Consider the following 23834-nt stretch of genomic DNA (forward strand, 5'->3'; position numbering starts at 1 on the left):
CATCAGGCAGAAGTTACTGTTCACAAATTGGCAGGTAGATACAAAACTCACTACCTTGACCCAACTGGGACTGTACTTCCAGTCTGCCACCATGTTTTTCTACCACAATTTGACGAGCGATCGCTAATCCTAAACCCGTGCCTTTACCTACAGCTTTGGTAGTAAATAAATGGTCAAAGATTTTCTCTTGTACTTCCTGTGTCATACCTTTGCCATTATCGCGGATACTGATATGTACCTGATTTGATATAACTTCAGTACGAATGGTAATGGTTTGGGGATTAGCTTCTAATTGTTTGAAGGATTGAGTTTGTGCCATTTCATCAAACATATCAATGGCATTCGCCAGAAGATTCATAAATACTTGGTTTAATTGTCCAGGAAAGCATTCGATTGTGGGTAAATCGCCAAACTCTTGTATAACTTGAATTTCTGGACGGTGTTCATTGGCTTTGAGGCGATATTTCAGAATTAATAACGTGCTATCGATTCCCTCATGGAGATTGGCAGAGATTTTGTATTCGGTATCAGCACGAGAGAAAGTACGCAGACTTGTACTGATATTTGTGATCCGATCCGTTGCGCCTTTCATCGAATTGAGTAACTTGGGTAAGTCTTCTGAGAGAAATTCCAAGTCGATTTTGTTGGCATTGTTTTGAATTACTTTGTCTGGGTTCGGGTACTGCTGTTGATAAAGAGTTAAATGTCCTAGTAAATCTTGTACATAGTCTTGGCCATTGCTGATACTGCCATTGAGGAAACCGATGGGGTTGTTGATTTCATGGGCAACCCCAGCCACCAGATTTCCTAGGGATGCCATTTTTTCACTTTGTAGTACTTGCAGTTGGGTATTTTGCAGTTCGATATCTGCTTGATGGCGTTCAATAGCAATACGGGCAAGATAGGTGGCAACTTCTATCAATTTGCGATCGTGCAGGGTAAAGTCACCAGCGACAGGCTGATACATAGCCAGAGTAGCCAACACCTGTCCTTCCGCACCTAAAATTGGCGTGGAAGCACAAGCCCGCAAACCAAAGTCTAAGGCGACTTGATAATTAGCCCACAGGGGATCGGTAGCAATATCTGTAACCGTGACAGATGCTTTGCAATAGGCAGCAGTTCCACAAGAGCCAACCTCTGGGCCAATTTTAATCCCATCAACTAAAGCATTATAGGCTGCGGGCAAGCTGGGTGCTGCACCACAACGTAATCGCCCTTCAGCATCAATCAGCAAAAAGGAACAATAGGCCGGATGGTGGGCATGGCTTTCAATGTATCGGGCAGTTGCTTCTAAAATAGTGTTTAGGGAAACCCCTTGGGCAATCAAAGCCAAAATTTGCTGTTGTCCATGAGAAAGTGCCAAGACTTCTGCTAAATCCTGAGACTTTTGTTGAGCATCTTGAAGTGAGTGTTCCAACTGTTGATAAAGTCGGGCATTTTCCAGGGAAATGGCAGCTTGGGTGCAGAGGAAACTAAGAATTAAAATTCGCTCTTCAGTAAATACTTCACTGGTAAGTTGATTGTTGAGATATAAGATGCCAATTAAATGCCCTTGATGGAGAAGAGGCAAACATAGTAAGCTCTTGGGCTGGTGTTGTCTGAGATATTCCCCAATCACAGGTAAGCTGGTTTTCATATTGTCAATCACCACAACTTCTTGGGTGTTTTTGACGTAATGAATCAACTTTATTGGTACATGAGGATGATTAGTGAGTGGTTCAGCACATAGTTGCGTTTCATGAGGAGTAGCCATTGCCCGCACTTGCCATTCTCCAGTCTCACTCAGCAACATCAAGGCACAGCGATCTGCGCCTGAGTTTTGCAGAATGATTTGGGTGAGTTGATGTAAAAGTTCATCAAATTGAATTGTGCTAGAAAGTCCTTGAGAGGCTTTGAGGATAGTGGCAAAATCAAGGGACTGGTTAATGTTGGTACTACTGGAACTCTTGCGATCGCTGTTATGACTAGATACAGTTAACGGCGAGATTGTTGCTAGGGTACTCAAAATATTCGTAGATGCTTCTGTCTGCTGCAAGATGGGACGAAGCAGATCGGGATAACGGGTTTCTAAGTCAGCAACTTTGGCTTTAGCTCCCCAGTGAGCATAACAGTAGTAGGCTTCTTGCATATAGGCTGCGGCGACTTTCTCTTTCCCCCAGTTGAGATAGAATTTAGCAGCGAGTTCATTAGCAAGGGCTTCTTCTTGGATGTAACTGTTGGCTTTAGCTTGAGAAATAGCTCGGTCGTAAAATTCTATTGCTGCGGCTTTATCACCTAAAACTCGATGTTTTTCCGCCTCCACCAAATAGAATCGATGCAACTGATTCATAGGTGCATAATTTGCCCACTGTTGCATAATTTGTTGATTTTCTGCTACCTGCTGTAAAATCTCCGGTTGTTGTGTGGGTGATGCGGTAGGAAATAAAGCGAGTTGCACTAAAGAATCATACCAGTTGAGCAATGAGATGTTAGTCATTGCATATCCTAAACCGGAATATTGACATTGTTTAGCTTTAATCGCATATTCTACTGCCAAATCTAGGACTTGAAACAGATAACAAAGCATCAGTTTGTTGACACAAAAATGCCACAAACTATTAGGGTCACTACTTTGCTCATTTAATACCAGCGTTGACTTCTCATCATAGGCTGTACCAACTAATTCCCAAGGTGCAGCTGTTGGCTCGATTAAATTCAAGACTATTTGGTGATAAATATTGTGATAATTTAGTGTTGCTTGTTTGTGAATTTTGGCTAAAGCTGCACTATAAATCGCCAATTCATTCGCTAGTGTAGTTAATTCTTGACCAGCAACATAAGCGTGGTAGCAATAAACAGATGCACCGTGACAGGCAAAAGCTAAGTCTCCTATCTCTAAACCTCTGGTATAGGCTTGCAGCATGGGCTTGAGGGTAGCTCTTAGAGGTTCTTTCCAATGGGTGATAAAACCATGAACAACTACTAGAACTCTCGCTTCATATTCATGGTTTGAAAACTTGGAAAGCAGTTGCAAGGCTAACTGACCAAATTCATAACCTTGGGGGATACTGTTTGACTGACCACTCAGCATCAGTCCATACCCTGAATAAACAAAGGCACTGGCGGAGGTATTACCGTATTTGATGGATAGAAGCACTTCCTTCGGCACTAGCAAGCGGTGGAGTTCCGGTTTTCCGAGATAAGCAGGGGTGTCTACTTTAACTAAGACACGCAAGGCGGCGCGTAATTCCAGCTGCTGCATTTCTGGTAAATCAGCTAACTCAGCTACTGTTTTATCACTGAGAAGAGCTTGAATTTCCTGTAAACCCACAAAGAAATCTTCATCTGTCGGTTCTGGGGGAAACTCAATGCCAATTGGCCGCAAAAATTGCATGGCTGTATCAATAGCGGCCAAGAACTGACTTTGGATTGTGTAGGATTCAATTTTGACTTCGTAGACTTTGGCTGTATCAATGATTGCTTTGGCTTGTTGTAAAACTTCCTGAGCAAAGTTTTCCATTAAGTCTAGTTCGCCACTGAGATAACTGGCTTCGGTCGCTTCGTTATATAAGCTTAAGGTGAAATTATAGTCAGATTGCCAAGGGTTGGTGGGTAGTAAATCAATACTGATTTTTAGGTAAGCTAGTGCAGCATCATAGGCCGTTGATACTTTAGCTTTTTTGCCAGCAATAAAGTTTAATCGGGATAGTTGATGGCGTTCTTGTGGTTCACGGAATTGTTCAATGCCAATATTTAATTGATTAGCGATCGCAAAAGCCTGTTCTTCTAGTTCTGCTTCTGGAGTATTTGACCACAGTAAACGACCGATTTTGATATGGGTGGTCTGTTTTTGGTCTTCTGGGATTAATGAGTAAGCCGCTTGTTGGACGCGATCGTGCAGAAACCGATAATTGAGGGTTTGTTGGGATGTCTTCTGATTCGCCTCACTATCTCCCAAATAAAATTTGTAAATATCGCTTTGGGGCATAACTAAACCTTCTTGCAAAGCTTTCCACAGCGACGTTGCTACTTCTGTTTGGGATTGTTCGGAAACAATCGCTAAGTTTGCTAAATCAAACTGAGCGCCAATGCAAGCAGCCAGTTTCAAAATATCTTGCGTCGATTTCGGTAGCTTTTGTAGCTGTAAGGCCATAAATTCCACCACATCATCCGTCAATGCAGCATCCCGGACTTGCACAATATCACACTGCCAATGTCCGGCATGATAATCGAAGGTAATTAACTGGTCTTGATGCAGTGCTTTAAGAAACTGAGTGGCAAAAAAAGGATTACCTTGAGTTTTCTGTATAACTAGTTCCGTCAGTGGTTCTACTACGACTTCCTGAGTATGAAGCGTATCGGCAATTAGATGATTGAGAGTGGGATGACTGAGGGTTTGCAGGGTAATGGTATTTATCGTTGCTCCGGCTTTCTCCATGCTCTCTAAGGTCAACATTAATGGATGAGCCGCAGAAACTTCATTATCTCGATAAGCACCCATTAGCAACAAATAGCCAGTTTTTGTTTCCGCCATCAACACCTGAATCAAGTTCAGAGAAGCTGAATCTGCCCACTGCAAATCATCAATAAATATCACTAATGGGTGTTGGGGCTGGGTGAAGACTTGAATAAACTTTTGGAATAGTAAATTAAATCGGTTTTGGGCTGCTGTTCCAGATAATTCCGGTGCGGGGGGTTGAGAGCCAATGATGCGTTCTAGTTCAGGAATCAGTTCAATAATGACTTGGGCGTTGTCTCCTAAAGCTTCCAGAATCAGGGTTTTCCAGGTTTGTAATTGGGCATCACTTTCACTGAGTAATTGCCCAACTAAGTCTCGAAAGGCTTGTACAAAAGCGGAAAAGGGAATGTTGCGATTAAATTGGTCAAACTTACCTTTGATGAAATAACCGCGTTGCCGCACAATGGGTTTATGGACTTCATTAATTACAGCAGTTTTACCAATCCCGGAAAAACCCGCTACGAGCATTAATTCTGTAGTCCCGACAGCTACCCTCTCAAAGGCATCGAGTAAGACTTGCACTTCTTTTTCCCGACCGTAGAGTTTTTCGGGGATGATGAAGCGATCGCTCAAATCTCTCTGTCCTAGCTTAAATTCCGTAATTGTGCCTATTTCTTTCCACTGACATAAACAATTTTCCAGATCATATTTAAGTCCCAACGCACTCTGATAACGGTCTTCGGCATTTTTCGCCATGAGTTTAGCCACAATTGCAGCTACCATCGGCGGTACATCGGAATTGACCTGATTTACCGACATCGGCACTTGAGCAATGTGACAATGAAGCAATTCCAACGGGTCTTCACTGACAAATGGCAATTGTCTAGTTAATAACTGATAGAGTGTGACACCCAAAGCATAGAAATCTGCTCGGTAATCAATCCCCCGATTCATTCGTCCGGTTTGTTCTGGTGCAAGGTAAGCCAGAGTCCCTTCTAACACATTAGGACTTTGGATAGTTTGGGTTTCTTTGGGTAACAGGGAAGCAATACTGAAGTCGATGAGTTGTACTTGTTTTGAGTCGGGGTGGATGAGAATGTTGGCTGGCTTAATGTCTTTATGGATGACTCGATGTTGATGCAGGTGATGGAGAATCTCTGCTAGTTGAATGGCAATAACCAGCGTCTCATTCAGTGAGAGGGGCTGTTGTTGGAGGTACTGCTCTAAAGAAATACTGCCAAAGTCTTCCATCACTAACGCATAACTGTTCCCCACAGATTCCAGACTCAAGGGTTGAACAATGCCTGCGATTGGCAGATTTTTGGTGACGGTATATTGATTGCGAAATTGTACAAGTTCACTAAAGCTAGGATAATCCTGATGCAGCACCTTAATCACTACTGGGCGCTGTGTATCTCTTTGTACTGCACGATACACAATTGTTCTTTTTCCTCCGTAGATTTGCTCAAGGAACTGATAACCCGAAGGCTGCAAAAGCGATTGCGTGCGGGTGCTATTAGAGTCTGCCATAGCTTTCAGTGAAACACATATTTTTTACGACTGCCTATCTCTATAATTCCCAGAAATCTTGGCGATCGCATCAAATAAAGCTTACCTTAAAGGAGGCAGAAGGCACTCCAGCTTTGCCAGAGAAGTCAAAAGTATTCTTCATTTTTGCCTTTTAACTTTTGCCTTTTGACTTTTAACTTACCTCAGTTTACAGAACTTACTTTGCTATAGTTCATCAACAATCGGTCGCCAATAATCAGTGACTTTTGTTACAACAGTCATAAAATCATCAGCCATGATTTGTGTCGGCACTTTTCGACAGTAATAGCCCCAATTCCGCCGATTTTTCCCTGTATCCCACCATTGGGGTTGAGAGAGAATAATTTTTACCTCTTGCAAGTCAGTATGGTGACTACTAAAAGCTACTTTAATAGCTTCTGGCAATAATGTTTTATCCAGTGGGACTAATGTCGCCAGCAACATAAGGTCATACAAATCTTTACCGCGCCAGCGTTTAGCACCCTGTTCAATTAAACCGTGCAGTTTCCAAGCTGCCATTAATTCTGGTTTAGCAGCTAGAATTTTTATGGGTTCTGCTTTCACTAAAGTCGGATATTCAATCCATTGGGCGGGGGGAATGAGGGGATCGTTAAAGCCGACATCGATTTGCAGTTTTTGACGGTAATTGAGTACGGAAGCATCAAGTTGCAGGCGTACACCAGGACATGGATCTTCTAACCAAATACCATGAGATTCTAGGGATTCTAGATGAAAGACAACGCCATCACTAAATCCTTCAGTCGCCAGCAATTCCCGAAAGTGTTGGGTTGTGGCTTCAATATCAAAGGGATATAACCCCAGAAAATCAACATCAACTGCAATGCGATGTCCTGGGGGAACCCATAACCGCGTTAACATTCCACCACGCAGAACTAAATCTGCGGTGTGTGTAGAGTTAGCAACGCGACGCAAAAGACTTTCCAGGAGGTGATAATTCAGGACTTCTGCAAGTGGGCGATCGCTTGTTTGAGAAATGTCCTGTAAAATTTTCTCAAGCATGGTCATTCACACCTCCCAACCAGCTAGCATCAAGCTCGATGTTGCTATCAAACACGGTATATTCTTGCTGGGGTTGCAGTAAAGAAATACCCTTTGACCGTAGTGATTGCAGGAGTTTCTGAAAGCGGTGTTGTGCAGCGTTTCTTCCTATTCCATACAACCGCAAGGTAATAAATCGTTGATGTTGGCTATGAGTCTTCTGTTTAAAAGCATTGGTGGATAAATGTGCGCCTTGGACTGCACAATGTTGGCGCAAACTTTCTAAGTCGGTATTGTCTGTCAGCAAAGCTTTGATGTGAAACTCAAAGTAATTACTTGCAGGATGTTGCAAAACTTCCTGATCTGTCACCGGGATGTCTTGGTTATATACCATTGCTTCAATTTTCACCCGCGTCACCAAAAAACCTGCCTGGGAAATTGTTTGGGCAAGGTGGTAAACTTCGGTGTAAACTTCCGGCAAAGTTCCTCGATGATGGGATGCGGTCATTGGTTGCGATCGCACCACTCCCACAGGTAACTCAATCAAAATACATTTAATATTTAACTGCCGACAAATCTGTTGAAAGTGCTGTACTGTAGCTGGCGACTCTGCACAGATTGTAATATGAGCTTCAAATGTGCCTGCGTAATTATATTTAGCAATATGATTCAACACCGCCAGCTAATGAAAAGGTGGTTCTGTAATTTGCATTTTAGGCTGTATCATAAAAAACTTTTTCACCCAACTTCTTGTAGTATACATATTACAAATAAACCTTGTCAAGCAATCTAAAGACGACAATCCCCCTTATCTCCCTTGTCCTCCTTGTCTCCCTTGTCCTCCTTGTCCCCTTTGTCTCCCTTCCCTTGTCTTCCTCATCCCCCGTCTTCTTTACAAAGTTATTGCTTTATCACAAATTGTCAAATTCTGTAGTCAATTTAACGACAGTTTAATAAAAAGTAGCATATACTCGGTGGTATAAGCCTCCGACAAAGAAAAATAGCGGAGGATTTAAACCTAATCAGCAGGTAAATCCTATGCAAAAAGTATGGGAATCAACAGAATTAGAATATGCTTTTCTGTTCACCTTAAGAAAGGTAAATTCTATTAATCCAGAAGGTTTTCAGCCATTTTTTAATAATTTGCCAGTTGATCCTTATATCAAAGGCAATTATCGGTTAAGAAGATTATCTCGGTTTACCGTTTCGGGGAATGATTTAACTAAATTACCACATGGCTATCTCTTTCAAAGCAAAACATATAACCCTTTATTGGGAGATATTAAAAGAGAATTTGCAGAATTAGAAGATGGCATTATTGAGCTAGATATCTTTAAAAAGATGGTGTTAGCATTTAGCGACTCTTGTAAACTGCACCCAGAAGCAGAAATTGGAGTTCATCAAATCAGAACCATCTGTTCCGCCGAAAATATGGGGAATCCCGCCCCTGAAGGTATTCATCAAGATGGTACAGATTTTATTGGGATTTTCTCTGTGGCTAGAGAAAATATTCAAGGTGGAGAAACACATTTATATACAGCTAAAAAAGAAAAGCCTGTTTTTAGCAAAGTGCTAAATTCTGGTGAATTATTATTAGTTAATGACCACGAATTTTTCCATTTTACGACTCCCATTAAACCGCAAGTTGATGGGTTAGGTATTCGGGATGTGTTTGTGTTAACTTCGCCTAGCTTGTTAACTGAATAAATATAAGAATCTTATTTGATTGTCGAATAAACTTACTATCTGTAAGGGGTGTTACGGCTTACGCCGTAACACACTAAAAGCTTTTTTGGTGAAGCGATCGCACTCAACCCAATGCTGATATTTTAAAAGAATCTTTGTCTCTCTCTGCTCAGTTCCCAACCTCTTTGATCGCGGTTGACGCAAGTTAAGCCTGTTCTTCTGGATGTGCAGGTAAAACCTTCATAACGTAATGTCTTACCATATTGCAAAACAGGGTTTTGGGGATTTACTGTTGTATCACCATAACAACCCCGATAACCACGACCCCGTGCATCGAGAATAAAAGCATGACCCCAGTCTAATTCACAGTTGCTTGGTTTGGGTGGAATTTTTGCAGTAATTTTTATAATATCGCAGCGAATGTTTTGATCTGCAATATAACAGTGAATATTTCCAGTAGGTGTTTGAAATGACGATTCTGCTTGAGCGATCGCAGGCAAAGATATCATAGAAACTAAACTGGTTGTCAAAATAGTCAAAAAATTCTTGCACTTCATACAAAATACCTTGTGGGAAATAAAAAGTTTTTGATAGCAAATTTGTCTTTTCCTGGCTGGTGCAACTTTTTCTAAATGCACACATCCATTTTTTTGATTTGCCGAATCAATTATAACGTCAATATTAATACTGACAACTACTTACATAACTACAGTGCTGTTCAAATAAACAAACTTTATAATTCTTGTTATGACTTACTTTGACAGTTTTGCAAAAATTCAAGTTCCAGTGAGATTAAAAACAAGTGTAACTTTTATGTCCTAAATTTTTAGTAACTAGAAATCATCTAGATGTCAGCAATTCATAAGTTTCTATCAATCTGGAGCAAGAGCAAGGCAGAATAATTCCTATCTGCAATTTAGTGCATTGTCATCAGTTAAACTTTATCTATTCCACCATGAGTCCTGAAGACATCACTACTCAACCTACTTCCGAGAACAGCCATGACCAACCGATTCATCTTTCTGGGTCGATACAGCCTCATGGTTTATTACTGGCTTTGAATACTGAATTAGAAATTTGGCAAGTTAGCAACAACACCGCGACTTATTTAGACAAACAACCCCAAGATTTACTAGGTCAACCATTGAGTTGTTTACTAGCGACTCCCCAGGTAACAGCTATTAAACACTGCTTAGAGAAAAAAATTGGCACTTTCACGATTTTGAAAATACCAATTACAACTGGTAATCAAGCACGCTACTTTGATGGGATTGTTCACCGAACCACCAATGCGGTAATTTTGGAACTAGAACCAAAAAACAGTGATGAAGATATTAGTTTTTTAGGTTTTCATACTTTGGTGAGTGAAGCGATCGCACATTTGCAACACACTACAAACTTAGCAGAATTTCTGCATTTAGCTGCCGTCGAATATCGCCAAATCACCGCTTTTGACCGCGTGATGATCTATCAATTTGATGAACAAGGCGCAGGTTCAGTAGTTGCAGAAGCTAAACGAGAAGATTTATCACCTTATTTGGGACTTCACTTTCCCGCCACAGATATTCCCACACCAGTCAAACAGCTATACACCCAGTGCTTACAAAGATTTATTCCTGATTTTACCGCCCAACCTGTAGAGTTAATTTCCCAAAACCCAGCTACACCCCTTGATTTAACTTGGTCGGTATTGCGGAGTGTAGATCCTTGTTGTATTACCTATCATCAAAATATGGGTGTAGCTGCCATTTTGGTGATTGCTTTAATTAAAAATCAGCAATTGTGGGGTTTAATTTCCTGTCATCATCAAACACCGAAGTATTTAACTTACGAAGTGCGGAAAATCTGCGAATTTCTCGGTCAAATTGTCTCCTCAGAGTTAGGACATAAAGTTATTCATTCCGAATTAGACTACGAAGTCAGGCTGAAATCTCTGCAAGCCGAATTTGTCGAGTTAATTTACCAAGCAGATAATTTTATTGATGCCTTAATTAAACCGCAGCCAAGTTTACTTGCCCTTGTTAGTGCCACCGGGGCGGCGGTATGTTTAGACAATGAAATTACACTGGTGGGTGCAACACCAAAAATAGAACAGGTACGAAAATTAATTACTTGGGTAGATAATCACGTTAGCGAACGCATATTTGCCAGCAATGCTCTGCCGAAACTCTACCCAGAAGCGATTCAATTTAAAAATACTGCCAGTGGGTTGCTGTTGTTACGTATTTCTCAAGTGCAGCGTTACTATATTTTGTGGTTTCGTCCCGAAGTTGTGCAGACTATTAATTGGGCAGGTAATCCTAATGAATCAATCCAGACAAATATAGATGGTAGCGTTACACTGTGTCCACGCACATCCTTTGAAAAGTGGCAAGAAATCGTCCAGTTAACATCTCTACCTTGGAAACAGTGTGAGATTGATAATGCTTGGGCTTTGAAGGGGGCAATTGTAGGTATTGTTCTTTCTAAAGCCGAGGAATTAGCCAAAATCAATCAAGAGTTAGAACGCAGTAACCGCGAACTTGCTTCTTTTGCTTATGCAGCCTCTCACGACTTAAAAGAACCTTTGCGCGGCATTTATAATTTCTCGACAATTTTAATCGAAGATTATGCCGACATCTTAGATGCAGATGGTATTGACTACTTACAGACTGTCCTTGCTTTGTCTGTGCGGATGGAAACACTGATTAATTCGCTGTTGCGTCTCTCGCAATTAGGACAAACAGAATTGCATCTCCAACTGACTGATTTTAATGAACTACTAAACCAAGTAATTGATGTTATTCAAGCCAGTCGTCAGGAAGTGCAACTGAATATCCACATTCCTCGACCTTTACCAGCAGTTCAGTGTGACCCCGTATTAGTCAACGAAGTTTTTACTAATTTAATAATTAATGCTTTGAAATATAACAATAAACCAGAACCATTCATTGAAATTGGCTTTATTACTCAGCAAGAATCCGATAAAATCCAAAAATTCACTTTATTTCCCGTTTTTTACGTCAAAGATAACGGAATTGGTATTCAACCCCATCATTACCAAACCATCTTTCGCCTCTTTAAGCGGCTGCACTCGCAAGAAAAGTATGGCGGTGGTACAGGTGCAGGACTCGCCATTTCTAAAAAAATTGTTGAGTTACACGGCGGTCAAATTTGGGTGGAATCTAGTATGGGTAAAGGCTCCACGTTTTATTTCACCTTGGGGCAATAGTTTAAGATATTTAAAAAATTTTGTTACATTTTTTAAAATCTCTGATGACGAAAAAACTTAACAAACCTCTGTTGGTTGTTGAGGATAGCAATGAAGACTTTAAAATGTTGCAACGCCTAATGCGGCGGTTGGCTGTCCAGAACCCTATATATAGATGTACAAACGGGGATGAGGTTTTGGACTTCCTTTATCAACAAGAGAATTCCCAAAACCCGAACACCATACCGAAGCCTTCGGTGATTTTGCTTGACCTGAATTTACCTGGGATTGATGGCCGTGACATCCTAGAACGACTCAAGCAAGACATCAGTTTAAAAAAAATCCCCATTGTGGTTTTTACCACATCATCCAACCCTAAAGACATTGAATTTTGCTACCAAAAAGGTGCCAATGGCTATCTAGTCAAGCCGATGGATGCTCAAGAACTGCAAAAGACAGTGCAAGCATTTGTCGAGTATTGGTTAGAGACTAATACTGTAGCGCCTGTGGATTAGAGGCTCCGGCAAAGCCGGAGAAGTCAAAAGTAAAAAATCAAAAGTCAAAAGTATTCTTGATTTTTGACTTTTAACTTTTGCCTTTTGACTTACCGCTACGTGGTTGGGGCAGGAGTTTATTTCTAGCCTCTAACCCCTTAAATTTAAGATTTGATTTATATTTTTGTAATAATTAGTTAATATTGCTGTCATTTGTGGGATGCTAAGTCAAGGAGCGTAAATATTCTCCCTAATTCTTAATATGCCGGACACCTGGACGCTACTCATCATTGATGATTGTGCCGAGGATCGGAAAATTTATCGTAGATATCTATTAAAAGATCCTCAAAATTCATATCAGATATTCGAGGCTGACTCTGCGGAAGAAGGCTTGGCGTTATGTCAAGCAATTCACTGTGATGTGATTCTGCTGGATTTTTGCTTGCCGGATATGAGTGGGTTAGATTTGTTAGAACGTTTGCAAAAGTGTCGCGGTGAAACCCCTGCTTCTATTATTATGTTGACTGGGCGTGGTGATGAAGCAGTTGCAGTGCAGGCTATGAAGCGTGGTGCTGATGATTATTTAGTGAAAAAGCACCTCCAGTTAGATGTTTTACAATTAGCAGTGCGTAATGCTATTAAACAATCTTGTCTGAAAGTTAAACTCAGCCAAACGCAAGAAAGACAACGTTTAATTGCGACAACAGCACTGCGGATTCGTCAGTCTTTAAATGTCGAAGAAATCTTACATACGGCTGTAGTGGAAGTACAGCAACTTTTGAAGTGCGATCGCGTGATTATTTATCAGTTTACCTCTGATATGGGTGGCAAGATAGTGGCCTCCTCTGGGGAAATTGAACAAGTATATGACCACATTTCAGATGTTTACCATCAATCAGAAACTCACTTTGTCACCACACAAGAAGCCCATAGTACAAATGTACGCAGGCAAAAAAGTTTAGTTGTTGCCTATAGTAATCTCGGTGAAAATCATCAATGGCGACACAGACGCAGAATTTCTCGTGTTTATGAAGCAAGTTTGAGTCATTTTTGCTTTCACAAAAAAGAGCAATTAAATACTCAGGCTAATTTAGTAGTTCCAATTAATGTTAGTCATAATAGCCACCCCAATCCGAAACTCTGGGGTTTTTTAATTGCTCAACCCAGTTCGGAAGATAGGCTATGGCCTGTTGATGAAGTGGAAATTCTCAACCAAGTATCGGTGCAGTTGGCAATAGCAATTCAACAAGCTGAACTGTTAGCAATGACTCAAGCTGCACTCGTTAAAGAAAAAGAACTCAATAATTTTAAATCGCAAATTGTAACGACAGTTTCTCACGAATACCGCACACCTTTAGCTTCGATTTTGGCGGCTGCATCAACCATTAGACAGCGAAGTGAACATTTAGATGAAGCGAAAAAGAATCGCTTCTTACAAATTATTGAGCAGAAAGCAAGGCATATGTCTAAACTTGTGGATGATATGCTTTTGGTTCATCAATTAGAACTGGATAAAACTAAATTTAAACCACAGCCTTTAGATGTCTTGCAGTTTATTTCTGAGTTAATTGCCGAACAACAAGAAATATTAGATAATCGCCACACATTAATTTTGCAAGTGACAGGTAATTATCAGCACTTTTGGGGCGATCGCGGACTTTTGCGCCAAATACTTTTAAACTTATTATCTAATGCAATCAAGTATTCACCCGCAGGTGGCAATGTAACAGTTTATCTAAATGGTAAAGAATCAGAAATCTTTATAGAAATTCAAGACGAGGGTATAGGTATTCCTCTTGTAGATCAAGAAAATTTGTTCAAATCTTTTAGTCGAGGTAGTAATGTTGACACTATCCCAGGAACAGGTTTGGGTTTAGTAATTACTAAAGCTTGCGTAGAGTTACATGGCGGTAATATTAGTTTATCTAGTCAAGAAGAAAAGGGAACTAAAGTTACAATTAAATTGCCAAAAAGGTACACTCATTAAACGCCTATAGCAATCCTAAATGAGTCGTGAAAAACATAAATATGGAAACGAACCGCCAAGAACGCCAAGGACGCAAAGGTAAGAAAGAAGAATAAAGATATAGAAATTTTACAAATGATTTAGGACAGGGATTAAGTAAAATTTCAATTCCTATTGTTATAGGAGATGTAAATAAGCAACTAAAAGTTTCAATCCCTGATAGGGATTAAGTGAAATTTCAACGAGGCGGCGAATCGAGCAAATACCGCCATAGGGTTTCAATCCCTGATAGGGATTAAGTGAAATTTCAACAGAAGGATTGATAGAAGCGTTAATAGACGGCATTCGCGTTTCAATCCCTGATAGGGATTAAGTGAAATTTCAACAATATCGTTGTTGCGGATATACAAGGCGATATCAAGCGTTTCAATCCCTGATAGGGATTAAGTGAAATTTCAACCAAGAATAAAAATCAGCAAAACACTGCCGCAGACGTAGTTGTTTCAATCCCTGATAGGGATTAAGTGAAATTTCAACGCTATTCTATCGGCAATGTTGTACCGACCATCACCTACGTTTCAATCCCTGATAGGGATTAAGTGAAATTTCAACAATCGCCATAGGCGGCGAACTGACTGATACCACATCTCAAAGCTGTGTTTCAATCCCTGATAGGGATTAAGTGAAATTTCAACTATATCGCCGCTAATCATAAGGGTAGAGACAGATGTTTCAATCCCTGATAGGGATTAAGTGAAATTTCAACTGAATACGATGGCAGTCAAATCTCCTCAATTTCTCATGTTTCAATCCCTGATAGGGATTAAGTGAAATTTCAACCCTCTGTTGGGAATTGCAGGCAGAATTAACTGTGCCGTTTCAATCCCTGATAGGGATTAAGTGAAATTTCAACAGCTGGAGTCACAATACTTGCTGTTAAGTCGCAAGGTTTCAATCCCTGATAGGGATTAAGTGAAATTTCAACGGAACATCTGCAACGAACTTATATGCTCGAATATGTTTCAATCCCTGATAGGGATTAAGTGAAATTTCAACGTACTGCCAATCCTCAGACTAGCCGCCGCGATGTACTGTTTCAATCCCTGATAGGGATTAAGTGAAATTTCAACACAAGGGTGAGGGGGGAGCTTTTCATACGTGAAAGTTTCAATCCCTGATAGGGATTAAGTGAAATTTCAACGAAACTGTGGCCAAGCAGTTAGCGATTGATCACGTTTCAATCCCTGATAGGGATTAAGTGAAATTTCAACTGCGGGGGCTGGAAAATCAGTCTGTATTTGGTTTTCAATGTTCAGTTTCGCGGATGGGTCGATTATAACACTAGTAAATGTCAGTTGATTTACGGTGAATCGCTGAAATCTAGACAGCGTAAGGTGCGCGGATAATTTTAATTTAATTTTCCTTAAAAAGCTTATGTGGAAAGGCATACAGGGATTTTGCCTCAAGCTTGATTTTCTACACCCACCCATCCGCGCATTTTTAGGTGCTAGGAACATAACAGAGACAAGGTAGACAAGGAGGACAGGGTAGACAAGGTAGAGCGATGTTTGTAAATTATGTAGAATTGCTGTGTTACTTATCCATGTTGGGTTTCACTTCGTTCCACCCAACCTACTTTTATTTTTACTAGCTTTAAATGTTGCCTCAGAGACACCTATTTTATCAGCGTTTATCCGCGTCCATCTGCGGTTAATTCTTCTATGTCTTCCATAGCTATGAGCCTGGAATGTTAATTCTAGACGGGATTTACCTAGATTTCTCACAAGAGAGAAATCCAGGAGTGTGGGAGGAGTGGGAGGAAAGTAAAGAAATCTTTCCCCTCACACTTCCCACACTTCCCACACTCCCCACACCCATCCGTGAGAAATTCGGGTTTAGCTCTTTTGCCTTTCTCCACCAGGCTGGAGGTGTATTTTGCAATGCTCATTAAAATTTGTGAATATTTATTAACTTTTGTGATATTTTTGTAACAGGTCGCTAAAGCTTGAACGTTCAAACGCTCTTGCCTGCGTCCTTTAGTTGTAAATACGATTAAGGTTAAGTGTGTAAATATGGCAATTACAATTGACTCGGCTCGCGGTATTTTCCCAGAAACCCTATCTGCTGATGCAGTACCAGCGACTATTGCTAGATTTAAGCAACTCAGTGCGGAAGATCAGCTGGCTTGGACTTGGTTTGCTTATTTAGAAATGGGTAAAACAATTACTGTTGCTGCTCCAGGCGCTGCTCGGATGCAGTTTGCTGAAGCAACTCTCGATCAAATTCGGAAAATGACTTTTACTGAGCAAAGTCAAGTAATGTGCGATCTAGCCAACAATGCTGATACACCTATTTGTCGTACCTATGCTACTTGGTCAGCAAACATCAAACTAGGTTTCTGGTATCAACTTGGGGTATGGATGGATCAAGGTATTGTTGCTCCCATTCCTCCTGGTTATCAGCTTTCTGCCAATGCTTCAGCAGTACTGCAAGCAGTTAGAGAACTAGATCAGGGACAACAAATTACTGTTTTACGCAACTCTGTTGTTGATATGGGATTTGACCCCAACAAGTTGGGTGACTACACCAGAGTTTCTGAACCTGTTGTTGCACCAAAGGATGTGTCGCAACGTACTAAAGTCAGCATTGAAGGCATTACAAATGAAACAGTGCTGAGTTATATGGACAACCTTAATGCCAATGATTTTGGGGCGTTAATTGATTTGTTCGCGCCTGATGCAGCTTTGCAACCTCCTTTCCAAAGACCAATTGTTGGTAGAGATGCGATTCTGCGATTTTTCAACGAAGAATGTCAAAACCTCAAACTGCTTCCAGAAAGAGGCGTTTCTGAACCAGCAGAAGAAGGTTACACCCAAATCAAAGTTACAGGTAAAGTCCAAACTCCTTGGTTTGGTGCTAGTGTCGGGATGAATATGGCTTGGAGATTTTTAATTAATCCTAAAGGTAAAATTTTCTTTGTAGCAATTGATTTGCTGGCATCTCCTAAAGAACTATTAAATTTAGTTCGCTAGAAGAATTACCTAGCCCCGACGAATAGAATTCGCGGCTATAAAAACGAAGTCCGCCTACGCGGACTAAGCTCAAATCAAGGGTTTTGAACCCGCGCAGGCGGGTTTTGTTCGTGTAGCCGCGACTTCAGTCGCTTGGTGCAAGATACGAATATACCTTGAATGATTGTGTGGGCGCTCTCTAGTCAAGGGCGCTCATATTTTTTGCCGCAAATGACCCATTGATAAAATCATTAAACGCATAAACTTTAAGGTTCGGAATGCAAGTGAGTGAAATTGAATGGTCTAAGACCGAGGAAGAAATAGCTAAACAAGCTTTTGAGAAAGCATATAAACGCGAAATTGAGGCTGTGATCCAAGAAGTTCAGCAAAGATCCAGTATGATGACACAGGCTGATGAAATGTGGCAGTTACATGATTTCTTAAGTGCTAGAAGGCATGAAATTGATGGTAAATACGACTACAGATATTCAGTCCTCATCTTTGTCTTTGCTAGGTTGATCAAAGAAGGCTGGCTACATCTTGATGAACTACAAGGACTGGAAAAGGATAAGTTGACTAAAGTAGCCGTGATGACTCGTATGTAAGAGGTTGTTTGAAAAGTGATTGGTTGTGATTATTAGCACTTATTGATCCCCCCTAACCCCCCTTAAAAAGGCTACCGTGTACACACAAGTCGAAAATAGGCAGTATGAAACGCATCCCGCCTTGAACTAAAGTTCCAGGCTGATAGCCAAAGTCCACTCAAGTGGACTGGAATGAGTTTCTTGTTGAGTCCTCTGAAGAGGACTTGCGCTGTGAGACTCGGAATTTATTCCGAGACGGGACTTGATAGCAGCAGAAAGACAGAGATGTTTTCTGCTGCATTTCTTTTGTAACAACACTTTGTTGACATCCTCACAGCAGCTTTTAATATGGTGCAAGATAGGAGTTACGGTGAGCAGATTGCAAAATACACTTATAAATTACTAATTATGAATCATCACGAACTCTATTTTCAGGGGCTAGAAAAGGCCAAGCAAAAAGATTATGCTGGGGCGATCGCAGATTTTAGTGAAGTTATCCAAGTTGCGCCATTCGATACGGAAGCTTATCTGCACAGGGGTTTGGCCTATTATGATTCAGGACAAATTCTGCCGGCAGTTTCCGATTATACCGAAGCTTTGAAAATAGACTCGAAATTTGTGGAAGCTTACTACAGTCGTGCATTGGCGCGGTTAGCTTTAAAAAATTTACCTGGGGCGTTGGATGATGTGGAACAGGCGATTCATCTGCGGGGAAATTATGCAGCTGCTTATAGTTTGCGGGGAATAGTCCAACGCAAGCAAGGGTTAATTACTAATGCGATCGCTAGTTTTAAACAAGCGGCAGAATTATACTTACAGCAAAAAGATAAGGAAAATTGTCGTCTGTGTTTGGAAAAAATTAAACAGCTACAACCGCCAGCGAAACCCCAAGTAAAACCCCAAAATTCTGTAACTGCGCCAATTATCTCTACGAAAGATTATTTTACCCAACTCTTAGACAAAGCCGAACAAGGAGATACCAAAGCAGCGATCGCCGATTTAAACTGGGTATTGCAAGCTGATCCTCAAGATGCTCAGGCTTATTGCTGTCGGGGTGTGGTGTGGTGCAAAATGGGTAGTTATCGTGAGGCGATCGCAGATTTTAACCAAGCACTGTTACTCAAGTTTCAAGATGCGATTGTTTATCGTAACCGGGGTAAAGCTCGTGCTTTGTTGGGAGATCATCAAGGTGCGATCGCAGATTTTAACCAAGCACTGCAAATACAGCCGGAAGATGCTTTGATATATGTTGCCAGAGGTAATGTTTATCGCGCAATGGGTAATTATTTAGGCGCAATTCAAGATTACAGTCAAGCTTTGCAAATTAACTCTGATGATGCCCAAGCTTACTATAATCGCGGCATTGCTTATACATTACTTGAAGAAATGCAAAGTGCTGTAGCCGATTATCAACGCGCCGCGAGTATTTTTTGTGAACAAGAAGATTGGGATAATTATCAACAAGTTTTAGATAGTCTGCAAAAAATTCAAACAGCTTATCCAGAGTCTAATAAACAAAAATATAACTTACTCAGACAAAAACTTTTACGCTTAGTTGGCGGTTATTGGGAAATTGCCCAACGATTAATTGACCAAAAGCAAGATGATTATCCCGGTAGATTAGATGAGTGGTATTTGCAAAGAGTGATTGAAGATTTAGAAGGCGATCGCGGTAGATAATCTCAGAAACAGATATTCAAAATTCAGATAATTAGTTGATTAATCTTTCATATTATTACATTATCAAGAGACAGAATATCAGGAGTTATGTCTAAACACTTGTTCAGTAATACTTGATTTTTAAGATGATGTAGATCAGAATAAAAATAACTCTCATAAAGAGTAAGCGATCTTGGTGACAACCTAACCTTATCCAATGTCCTTAGTCCGCATTCGCGGACTTTTTTTTGCATAAAATTATCACTTCTAACTCTCCATTACCTTGTTAATTATGTCCGAAAAATAGTTTTATAACCTTGATTTATAGACTCAAATTAGAAATAATAAAAATGCCAGATGGAGTATTTCTTGCCCATACAAGTAAAAATTAGCCCTTATATTTAGTCCGCATTAGCGGACTTTTTTATTCAAATTCATAGCAGAAAAATTTATTGAATAAAGTAGCGGTGATAAATACAGCAGTTTATATATTCTTGGAATACTGTAGAGACGTTACATGTAACGTCTCTACATGGTTTTGGGTTTTACGCTTGTACCTCATTTACTCAAAATACGCTGTAAATATTGTAGAGATGTTGTATAAAAAGTCTTCATAACAACTTTATCAAGAACTAGTATTAACCAAAAATTAGTGTGAATTTCAAGATTGCATACTTTCATATATGTAGTTTTTATGCGAAACTAGCATGTAACATGATATTTGCTGGTTAAATTAAATATGACTGTTCATCATGTTCAATTTCGTTCTCAGCCTTACTCACTCAACGCTGTATTCCAGTCTTATTCACACAAAAACGAGTATTGCAGTCATTGTGATTAGCTGTGTAGTTCTTATTGGCTGCATGAAAGATATTGAAGTGCTGAAAAGCGTTATACCAGGATGGATAGCCATGAAAGCTAATACTGCTATTGGTTTGATAAATGCACATTTTTATCAATTTAGCTCATTCACATCAATAGCAATACATACAGCAATTGCATTTATATTACTAATCTTTGGCATTTTGTTTGCCTGCCTAAAGCGTGGGTTAATGATGATAGTCACGAGTCAAAGTGCAGGCGGAATCATGGCGAGGAATTTATTACCAACAGCAATTATGTTTTCGCCAGTCATCTGCGGACTAGTTTTGTTTGGGTATCGAATGGAGATTTGTACTGCGGAATTTGGGCTATGTATGTTGAGTATTTTGAATATTATTGTGTTTGCAGTTTTGATTTGTCCGCTCAACATTATTGATCATCAACGCAGGCGATCGCAAGTCACCCTCCAAAAAACCAATGAAGAATTAGAAACAAGAGTTACCCGCCGCACAAACGAGTTATTAATAGCTTTAGAAGAATTACAACAAGAAATTGCCGAACGTCAAATTATTGAACAAGCTTTGTTTGCTGAAAAAGAACTGGCTTTAGTCACATTACTATCTTGGCAAGCCAGCCACGATAGCTTAACAGGACTAGTCAACAGACGGGAGTTTGAACACCGCCTCACCCAAGCTGTGAACAACGCCCAAACGGGCAAAGAACAACATATATTGTGTTATCTAGATTTAGATCAATTCAAGATTGTCAATGATACCTGTGGTCACGCGGCTGGTGATGAACTATTGTGTGAAGTTGGCCATTTGTTTCAAACATATATTCGTTCCTACGATACCCTGGCACGTTTAGGTGGAGATGAATTTGGGATTATTTTCCACAACTGTTCTCTCGAAGCCGCAGTATTAATTGCTAATACCATCAGAGAAAACACCCAAAAGTTTCGCTTTGTCTGGCAACAAGATAAAATCTTCAACCTTAGCATCAGCATTGGCTTAGTTGTCCTTAACGCCGATACACCAAATATGAATAGTGCCTTGAGTGCGGCTGATGCAGCTTGCTATGTTGCCAAAAACCAAGGACGTAATCGTGTTCATATTTACCAAGCTGATGATTTGGAGTTAATCAGACAGTATGGCGAAATGCAATGGGTAAGCAGAATTACACAAGCACTCGAAGACAATCGTTTCCGGCTTTACTATCAATCTATTGTTCCTGTGACTAACAATGACTCAGAAACAGTGCATTACGAAGTTCTCTTACGACTAGTTGATGAAACAGGTAAGTTAGTTTCACCTATGGCGTTTATTCCGGCTGCTGAACGCTACAATCTGATGCAAACTATAGACCGTTGGGTAATTCACACATTTTTTACCCATTTAGGGCAGTCTGTAGATTTTCCGCAATCTCATTGTCCTTTATTAGAACACTCGCGTGGCTGTTTGTATACTATCAACTTGTCTGGCGCGAGTATTAATGATGACAAATTTATTGATTTTGTGTGTGACCAGTTTACATTACATCAAATTCCACCGGAAGCAATTTGCTTTGAAATTACCGAAACTGTGGCTATCAAAAACTTAAGTAAAGCGGCTGGATTTATTCGCGCACTCAAGGAATTTGGTTGCTGCTTTGCCTTAGATGATTTTGGCAGTGGAATGTCGTCTTTTGCTTATCTCAAAAATTTACCAGTTGATTATTTAAAAATAGATGGTAGTTTTGTCAAGCACATTGTAGAAGAACCAATTGATTTAGCAATGGTTGATGCGATTAATAAAATTGGTCAAGTTATGGGCATTCAAACCATTGCTGAGTTTGTGGAAAACAGCGAAATTTTACAAGTAATTCAAAACCTTGGGGTAAATTATGCCCAAGGTTATGGGGTGGCGCGACCTGTGCCGTTTTTGTTTAACTAAATTTGAGAGAGGTTATAGGTTACAGGTTATAGGTTACAGGTTACAGGTTACAGGTTACAGGTTACAGGCTGGAGGTTAGTATTTTTACTCAGCACTCGGCACTTTCCACTCAGAACTTTGCTGCAAACTCTGTCCGTAGTTGATTAACTACACGGTCTAAGCCTACAGAATGGGCGGCTTTAAATAAAATCCGATCGCCTGGTTGAATGAAAGTCTTGAGCCGTGCGACTAAATCGCTGTGAGTAGTCAAGCACTCAGCAGGAATACCTGCGGCACTTTTGGCTATTTCTGCCGCATCTTGTCCATCTACCAACACTAGTAAACTATCTAAATGCAAGTCACGGACTGTTTCACCGACTTTTTGGTGTAATTGTGGCGATCGCTCTCCCAATTCTTTCATTGCACCCAAGACGGCAATTTTGCGCTTTCCGGGAGTGTCTGCCAATAGTTGCAACGCTGCTAACATAGCTTCTGGTGCAGCATTATAAGTCTCATCTAAGAATACAACATCATTGGGCAGAGCATAACGTTGCGATCGCCCGGTGGGCATATCTACCGCCACACCTTCAGTTAAAGTTGACCAATCAATTCCCAACACCTTAGCCACAGCTAAAGCTGCTAAAAAGTTTGTCGCATTATGACGACCTACCAATGGCAGAGGTAATTTTATCCCAGCAACTTCTATAGTTTCATTATCAAGTAAGTTTCCGTGGATATTGCCCCCAGATAAACCGTAAGTTAAAACTTCACCCGACCAGACTTTTTTAGCTGTAGCAATTAATAAAGGACTGTCGTAATTTAAAATTGCCACACTATCTTTTGGCATTTCGGCGAGTAATTCACATTTTGCCTCAGCGATCGCCACTTCTGATCCCAACAACTCAATATGGGCTGTGCCAACGTTAGTAATTACTCCAATCGTTGGCCTAGCAATGTGGGTGAGTTCGGCAATTTGCCCTCTACCCCGCATCGCCATTTCAATTACAGCATAATCATGCTCTGTATCTAATTCTAAGAGAGTTTTCGGCACACCAATTTCATTATTAAAATTGCCGAATGTTTTATGCACTTTGCCTTGGGTGGATAAAACTGCCGTGATTAATTCTTTGGTTGTGGTTTTACCTACAGAACCCGTAACTCCAATCACTGGGACTTGAAAGCGATCGCGCCACCATCGACCAATTTGTTGATAAGCTGCTAAAGTGTTTTTAACTTTTAAAACTGGAAAATCAGAATCTTCGTAGTCAAAATCGACAATTGCGGCTAATGCGCCTTTAGCGATCGCGGTTGGGATAAAATCATGGCCATCAAACTTTTCACCTCGTAAGGCTAGAAATACTTCTTTAGGCTGAATAATTCGCGTATCTGTTTGGACACCAATACTCACTTGCGTTAACGCCGCCTCTGATAAATTGGCAGATTGAGCCGAAATCACTTGCAACAGTTGGGATAGGGTAGAAGACCAAGACATAGAGCTTTTGGGATGATTTTTATAAAAAATGATTA

General features: G+C 40.4%; 14 protein-coding genes and 1 CRISPR repeat array. Of the genes, 9 read left to right on the forward strand and 5 right to left on the reverse strand.

Translation table 11 applies throughout. The features are described from left to right. Positions 1-13: 13 nt before the first annotated feature. The 3 genes from H6G75_RS16945 to H6G75_RS16955 all read right to left on the reverse strand — a co-directional run bounded on the left by H6G75_RS16945 (position 14) and on the right by H6G75_RS16955 (position 7661). Complete coding sequence (locus H6G75_RS16945; RefSeq protein WP_190981190.1) at positions 14-5968, reverse strand: AAA family ATPase; 5955 nt, start codon at positions 5966-5968, stop codon at positions 14-16. A 204-nt stretch (positions 5969-6172) separates the two neighbouring features. After that, entirely contained in the window at positions 6173-7006 is an 834-nt protein-coding gene (locus H6G75_RS16950; protein WP_242051557.1) for a nucleotidyl transferase AbiEii/AbiGii toxin family protein, read from the reverse strand. Then, positions 6999-7661 carry a hypothetical protein gene (locus tag H6G75_RS16955; RefSeq protein WP_313934858.1) on the reverse strand — a complete coding sequence of 221 codons (663 nt, stop codon included), beginning with the start codon at positions 7659-7661 and terminating at the stop codon, positions 6999-7001. The genes H6G75_RS16950 and H6G75_RS16955 overlap by 8 nt, the downstream gene beginning before the upstream one ends. A 362-nt stretch (positions 7662-8023) precedes the next feature. Here H6G75_RS16955 and H6G75_RS16960 point away from each other — a divergent pair, with 362 nt between their 5' ends. Further along, positions 8024-8692, forward strand: a complete 669-nt coding sequence (locus tag H6G75_RS16960; protein WP_190981192.1) for a 2OG-Fe dioxygenase family protein — start codon at positions 8024-8026, stop codon at positions 8690-8692. A gap of 122 nt (positions 8693-8814) precedes the next feature. Here the strand turns inward: H6G75_RS16960 and H6G75_RS16965 are convergent, their stop codons facing one another. Continuing rightward, positions 8815-9180 (reverse strand): DUF6636 domain-containing protein, encoded by a 366-nt coding sequence (locus H6G75_RS16965; protein ID WP_190981193.1) that lies wholly within the window; start codon positions 9178-9180, stop codon positions 8815-8817. A gap of 446 nt (positions 9181-9626) precedes the next feature. On the opposite strand from H6G75_RS16965, the gene H6G75_RS16970 reads away from it, so the two are divergent. From H6G75_RS16970 to H6G75_RS17005, 8 genes are all read left to right on the forward strand, one after another. After that, a complete protein-coding gene (locus H6G75_RS16970; RefSeq protein WP_190981194.1) occupies positions 9627-11882 on the forward strand; it encodes an ATP-binding protein in 2256 nt (751 codons plus the stop codon). A gap of 44 nt (positions 11883-11926) precedes the next feature. Then, on the forward strand, positions 11927-12376 hold the full coding sequence (locus tag H6G75_RS16975; RefSeq protein ID WP_190981195.1) for a response regulator: 450 nt from the start codon (positions 11927-11929) through the stop codon (positions 12374-12376). A 241-nt stretch (positions 12377-12617) separates the two neighbouring features. Continuing rightward, the gene (locus H6G75_RS16980; RefSeq protein ID WP_190981196.1) at positions 12618-14342 is read left to right on the forward strand and encodes an ATP-binding protein; all 1725 of its coding nucleotides are present in this window, start codon (positions 12618-12620) and stop codon (positions 14340-14342) included. A 111-nt stretch (positions 14343-14453) separates the two neighbouring features. Further along, a CRISPR array of direct repeats spans positions 14454-15592; the repeat unit is 37 nt; unit sequence GTTTCAATCCCTGATAGGGATTAAGTGAAATTTCAAC. A 476-nt stretch (positions 15593-16068) separates the two neighbouring features. Beyond that, the gene (locus tag H6G75_RS16985; protein WP_190981197.1) at positions 16069-16272 is read left to right on the forward strand and encodes a hypothetical protein; all 204 of its coding nucleotides are present in this window, start codon (positions 16069-16071) and stop codon (positions 16270-16272) included. A gap of 121 nt (positions 16273-16393) precedes the next feature. Next, positions 16394-17353, forward strand: a complete 960-nt coding sequence (locus H6G75_RS16990; protein WP_190981198.1) for an orange carotenoid-binding protein — start codon at positions 16394-16396, stop codon at positions 17351-17353. A gap of 257 nt (positions 17354-17610) precedes the next feature. Continuing rightward, complete coding sequence (locus tag H6G75_RS16995) at positions 17611-17937, forward strand: hypothetical protein (protein ID WP_190588950.1); 327 nt, start codon at positions 17611-17613, stop codon at positions 17935-17937. A 387-nt stretch (positions 17938-18324) separates the two neighbouring features. Further along, positions 18325-19596 (forward strand): tetratricopeptide repeat protein, encoded by a 1272-nt coding sequence (locus H6G75_RS17000; protein ID WP_190981208.1) that lies wholly within the window; start codon positions 18325-18327, stop codon positions 19594-19596. A gap of 842 nt (positions 19597-20438) precedes the next feature. Further along, positions 20439-22328 carry an EAL domain-containing protein gene (locus H6G75_RS17005; protein ID WP_242051558.1) on the forward strand — a complete coding sequence of 630 codons (1890 nt, stop codon included), beginning with the start codon at positions 20439-20441 and terminating at the stop codon, positions 22326-22328. Positions 22329-22437: 109 nt separating this feature from the next. Here the strand turns inward: H6G75_RS17005 and murF are convergent, their stop codons facing one another. Further along, entirely contained in the window at positions 22438-23799 is a 1362-nt protein-coding gene (gene murF, locus H6G75_RS17010) for a UDP-N-acetylmuramoyl-tripeptide--D-alanyl-D-alanine ligase (protein ID WP_190981199.1), read from the reverse strand. Positions 23800-23834: the final 35 nt, after the last annotated feature.

Origin of the sequence: Nostoc sp. FACHB-280, from assembly GCF_014697615.1 — a bacterium.
In the GTDB taxonomy this organism is placed as follows: domain Bacteria; phylum Cyanobacteriota; class Cyanobacteriia; order Cyanobacteriales; family Nostocaceae; genus Nostoc_B.

Coding starts and splice junctions, on each gene's coding strand:
- H6G75_RS17000 (WP_190981208.1), top strand. CDS start 18,325: ATGAATCATCACGAACTCTATTTTCAGGGGCTAGAAAAGGCCAAGCAA.
- H6G75_RS17005 (WP_242051558.1), top strand. CDS start 20,439: ATGAAAGATATTGAAGTGCTGAAAAGCGTTATACCAGGATGGATAGCC.
- H6G75_RS16985 (WP_190981197.1), top strand. CDS start 16,069: ATGTTAATTCTAGACGGGATTTACCTAGATTTCTCACAAGAGAGAAAT.
- murF (WP_190981199.1), bottom strand. CDS start 23,799: ATGTCTTGGTCTTCTACCCTATCCCAACTGTTGCAAGTGATTTCGGCT.
- H6G75_RS16980 (WP_190981196.1), top strand. CDS start 12,618: ATGCCGGACACCTGGACGCTACTCATCATTGATGATTGTGCCGAGGAT.
- H6G75_RS16990 (WP_190981198.1), top strand. CDS start 16,394: ATGGCAATTACAATTGACTCGGCTCGCGGTATTTTCCCAGAAACCCTA.
- H6G75_RS16960 (WP_190981192.1), top strand. CDS start 8,024: ATGCAAAAAGTATGGGAATCAACAGAATTAGAATATGCTTTTCTGTTC.
- H6G75_RS16970 (WP_190981194.1), top strand. CDS start 9,627: ATGAGTCCTGAAGACATCACTACTCAACCTACTTCCGAGAACAGCCAT.
- H6G75_RS16995 (WP_190588950.1), top strand. CDS start 17,611: ATGCAAGTGAGTGAAATTGAATGGTCTAAGACCGAGGAAGAAATAGCT.
- H6G75_RS16945 (WP_190981190.1), bottom strand. CDS start 5,968: ATGGCAGACTCTAATAGCACCCGCACGCAATCGCTTTTGCAGCCTTCG.
- H6G75_RS16950 (WP_242051557.1), bottom strand. CDS start 7,006: ATGCTTGAGAAAATTTTACAGGACATTTCTCAAACAAGCGATCGCCCA.
- H6G75_RS16975 (WP_190981195.1), top strand. CDS start 11,927: ATGACGAAAAAACTTAACAAACCTCTGTTGGTTGTTGAGGATAGCAAT.
- H6G75_RS16965 (WP_190981193.1), bottom strand. CDS start 9,180: ATGATATCTTTGCCTGCGATCGCTCAAGCAGAATCGTCATTTCAAACA.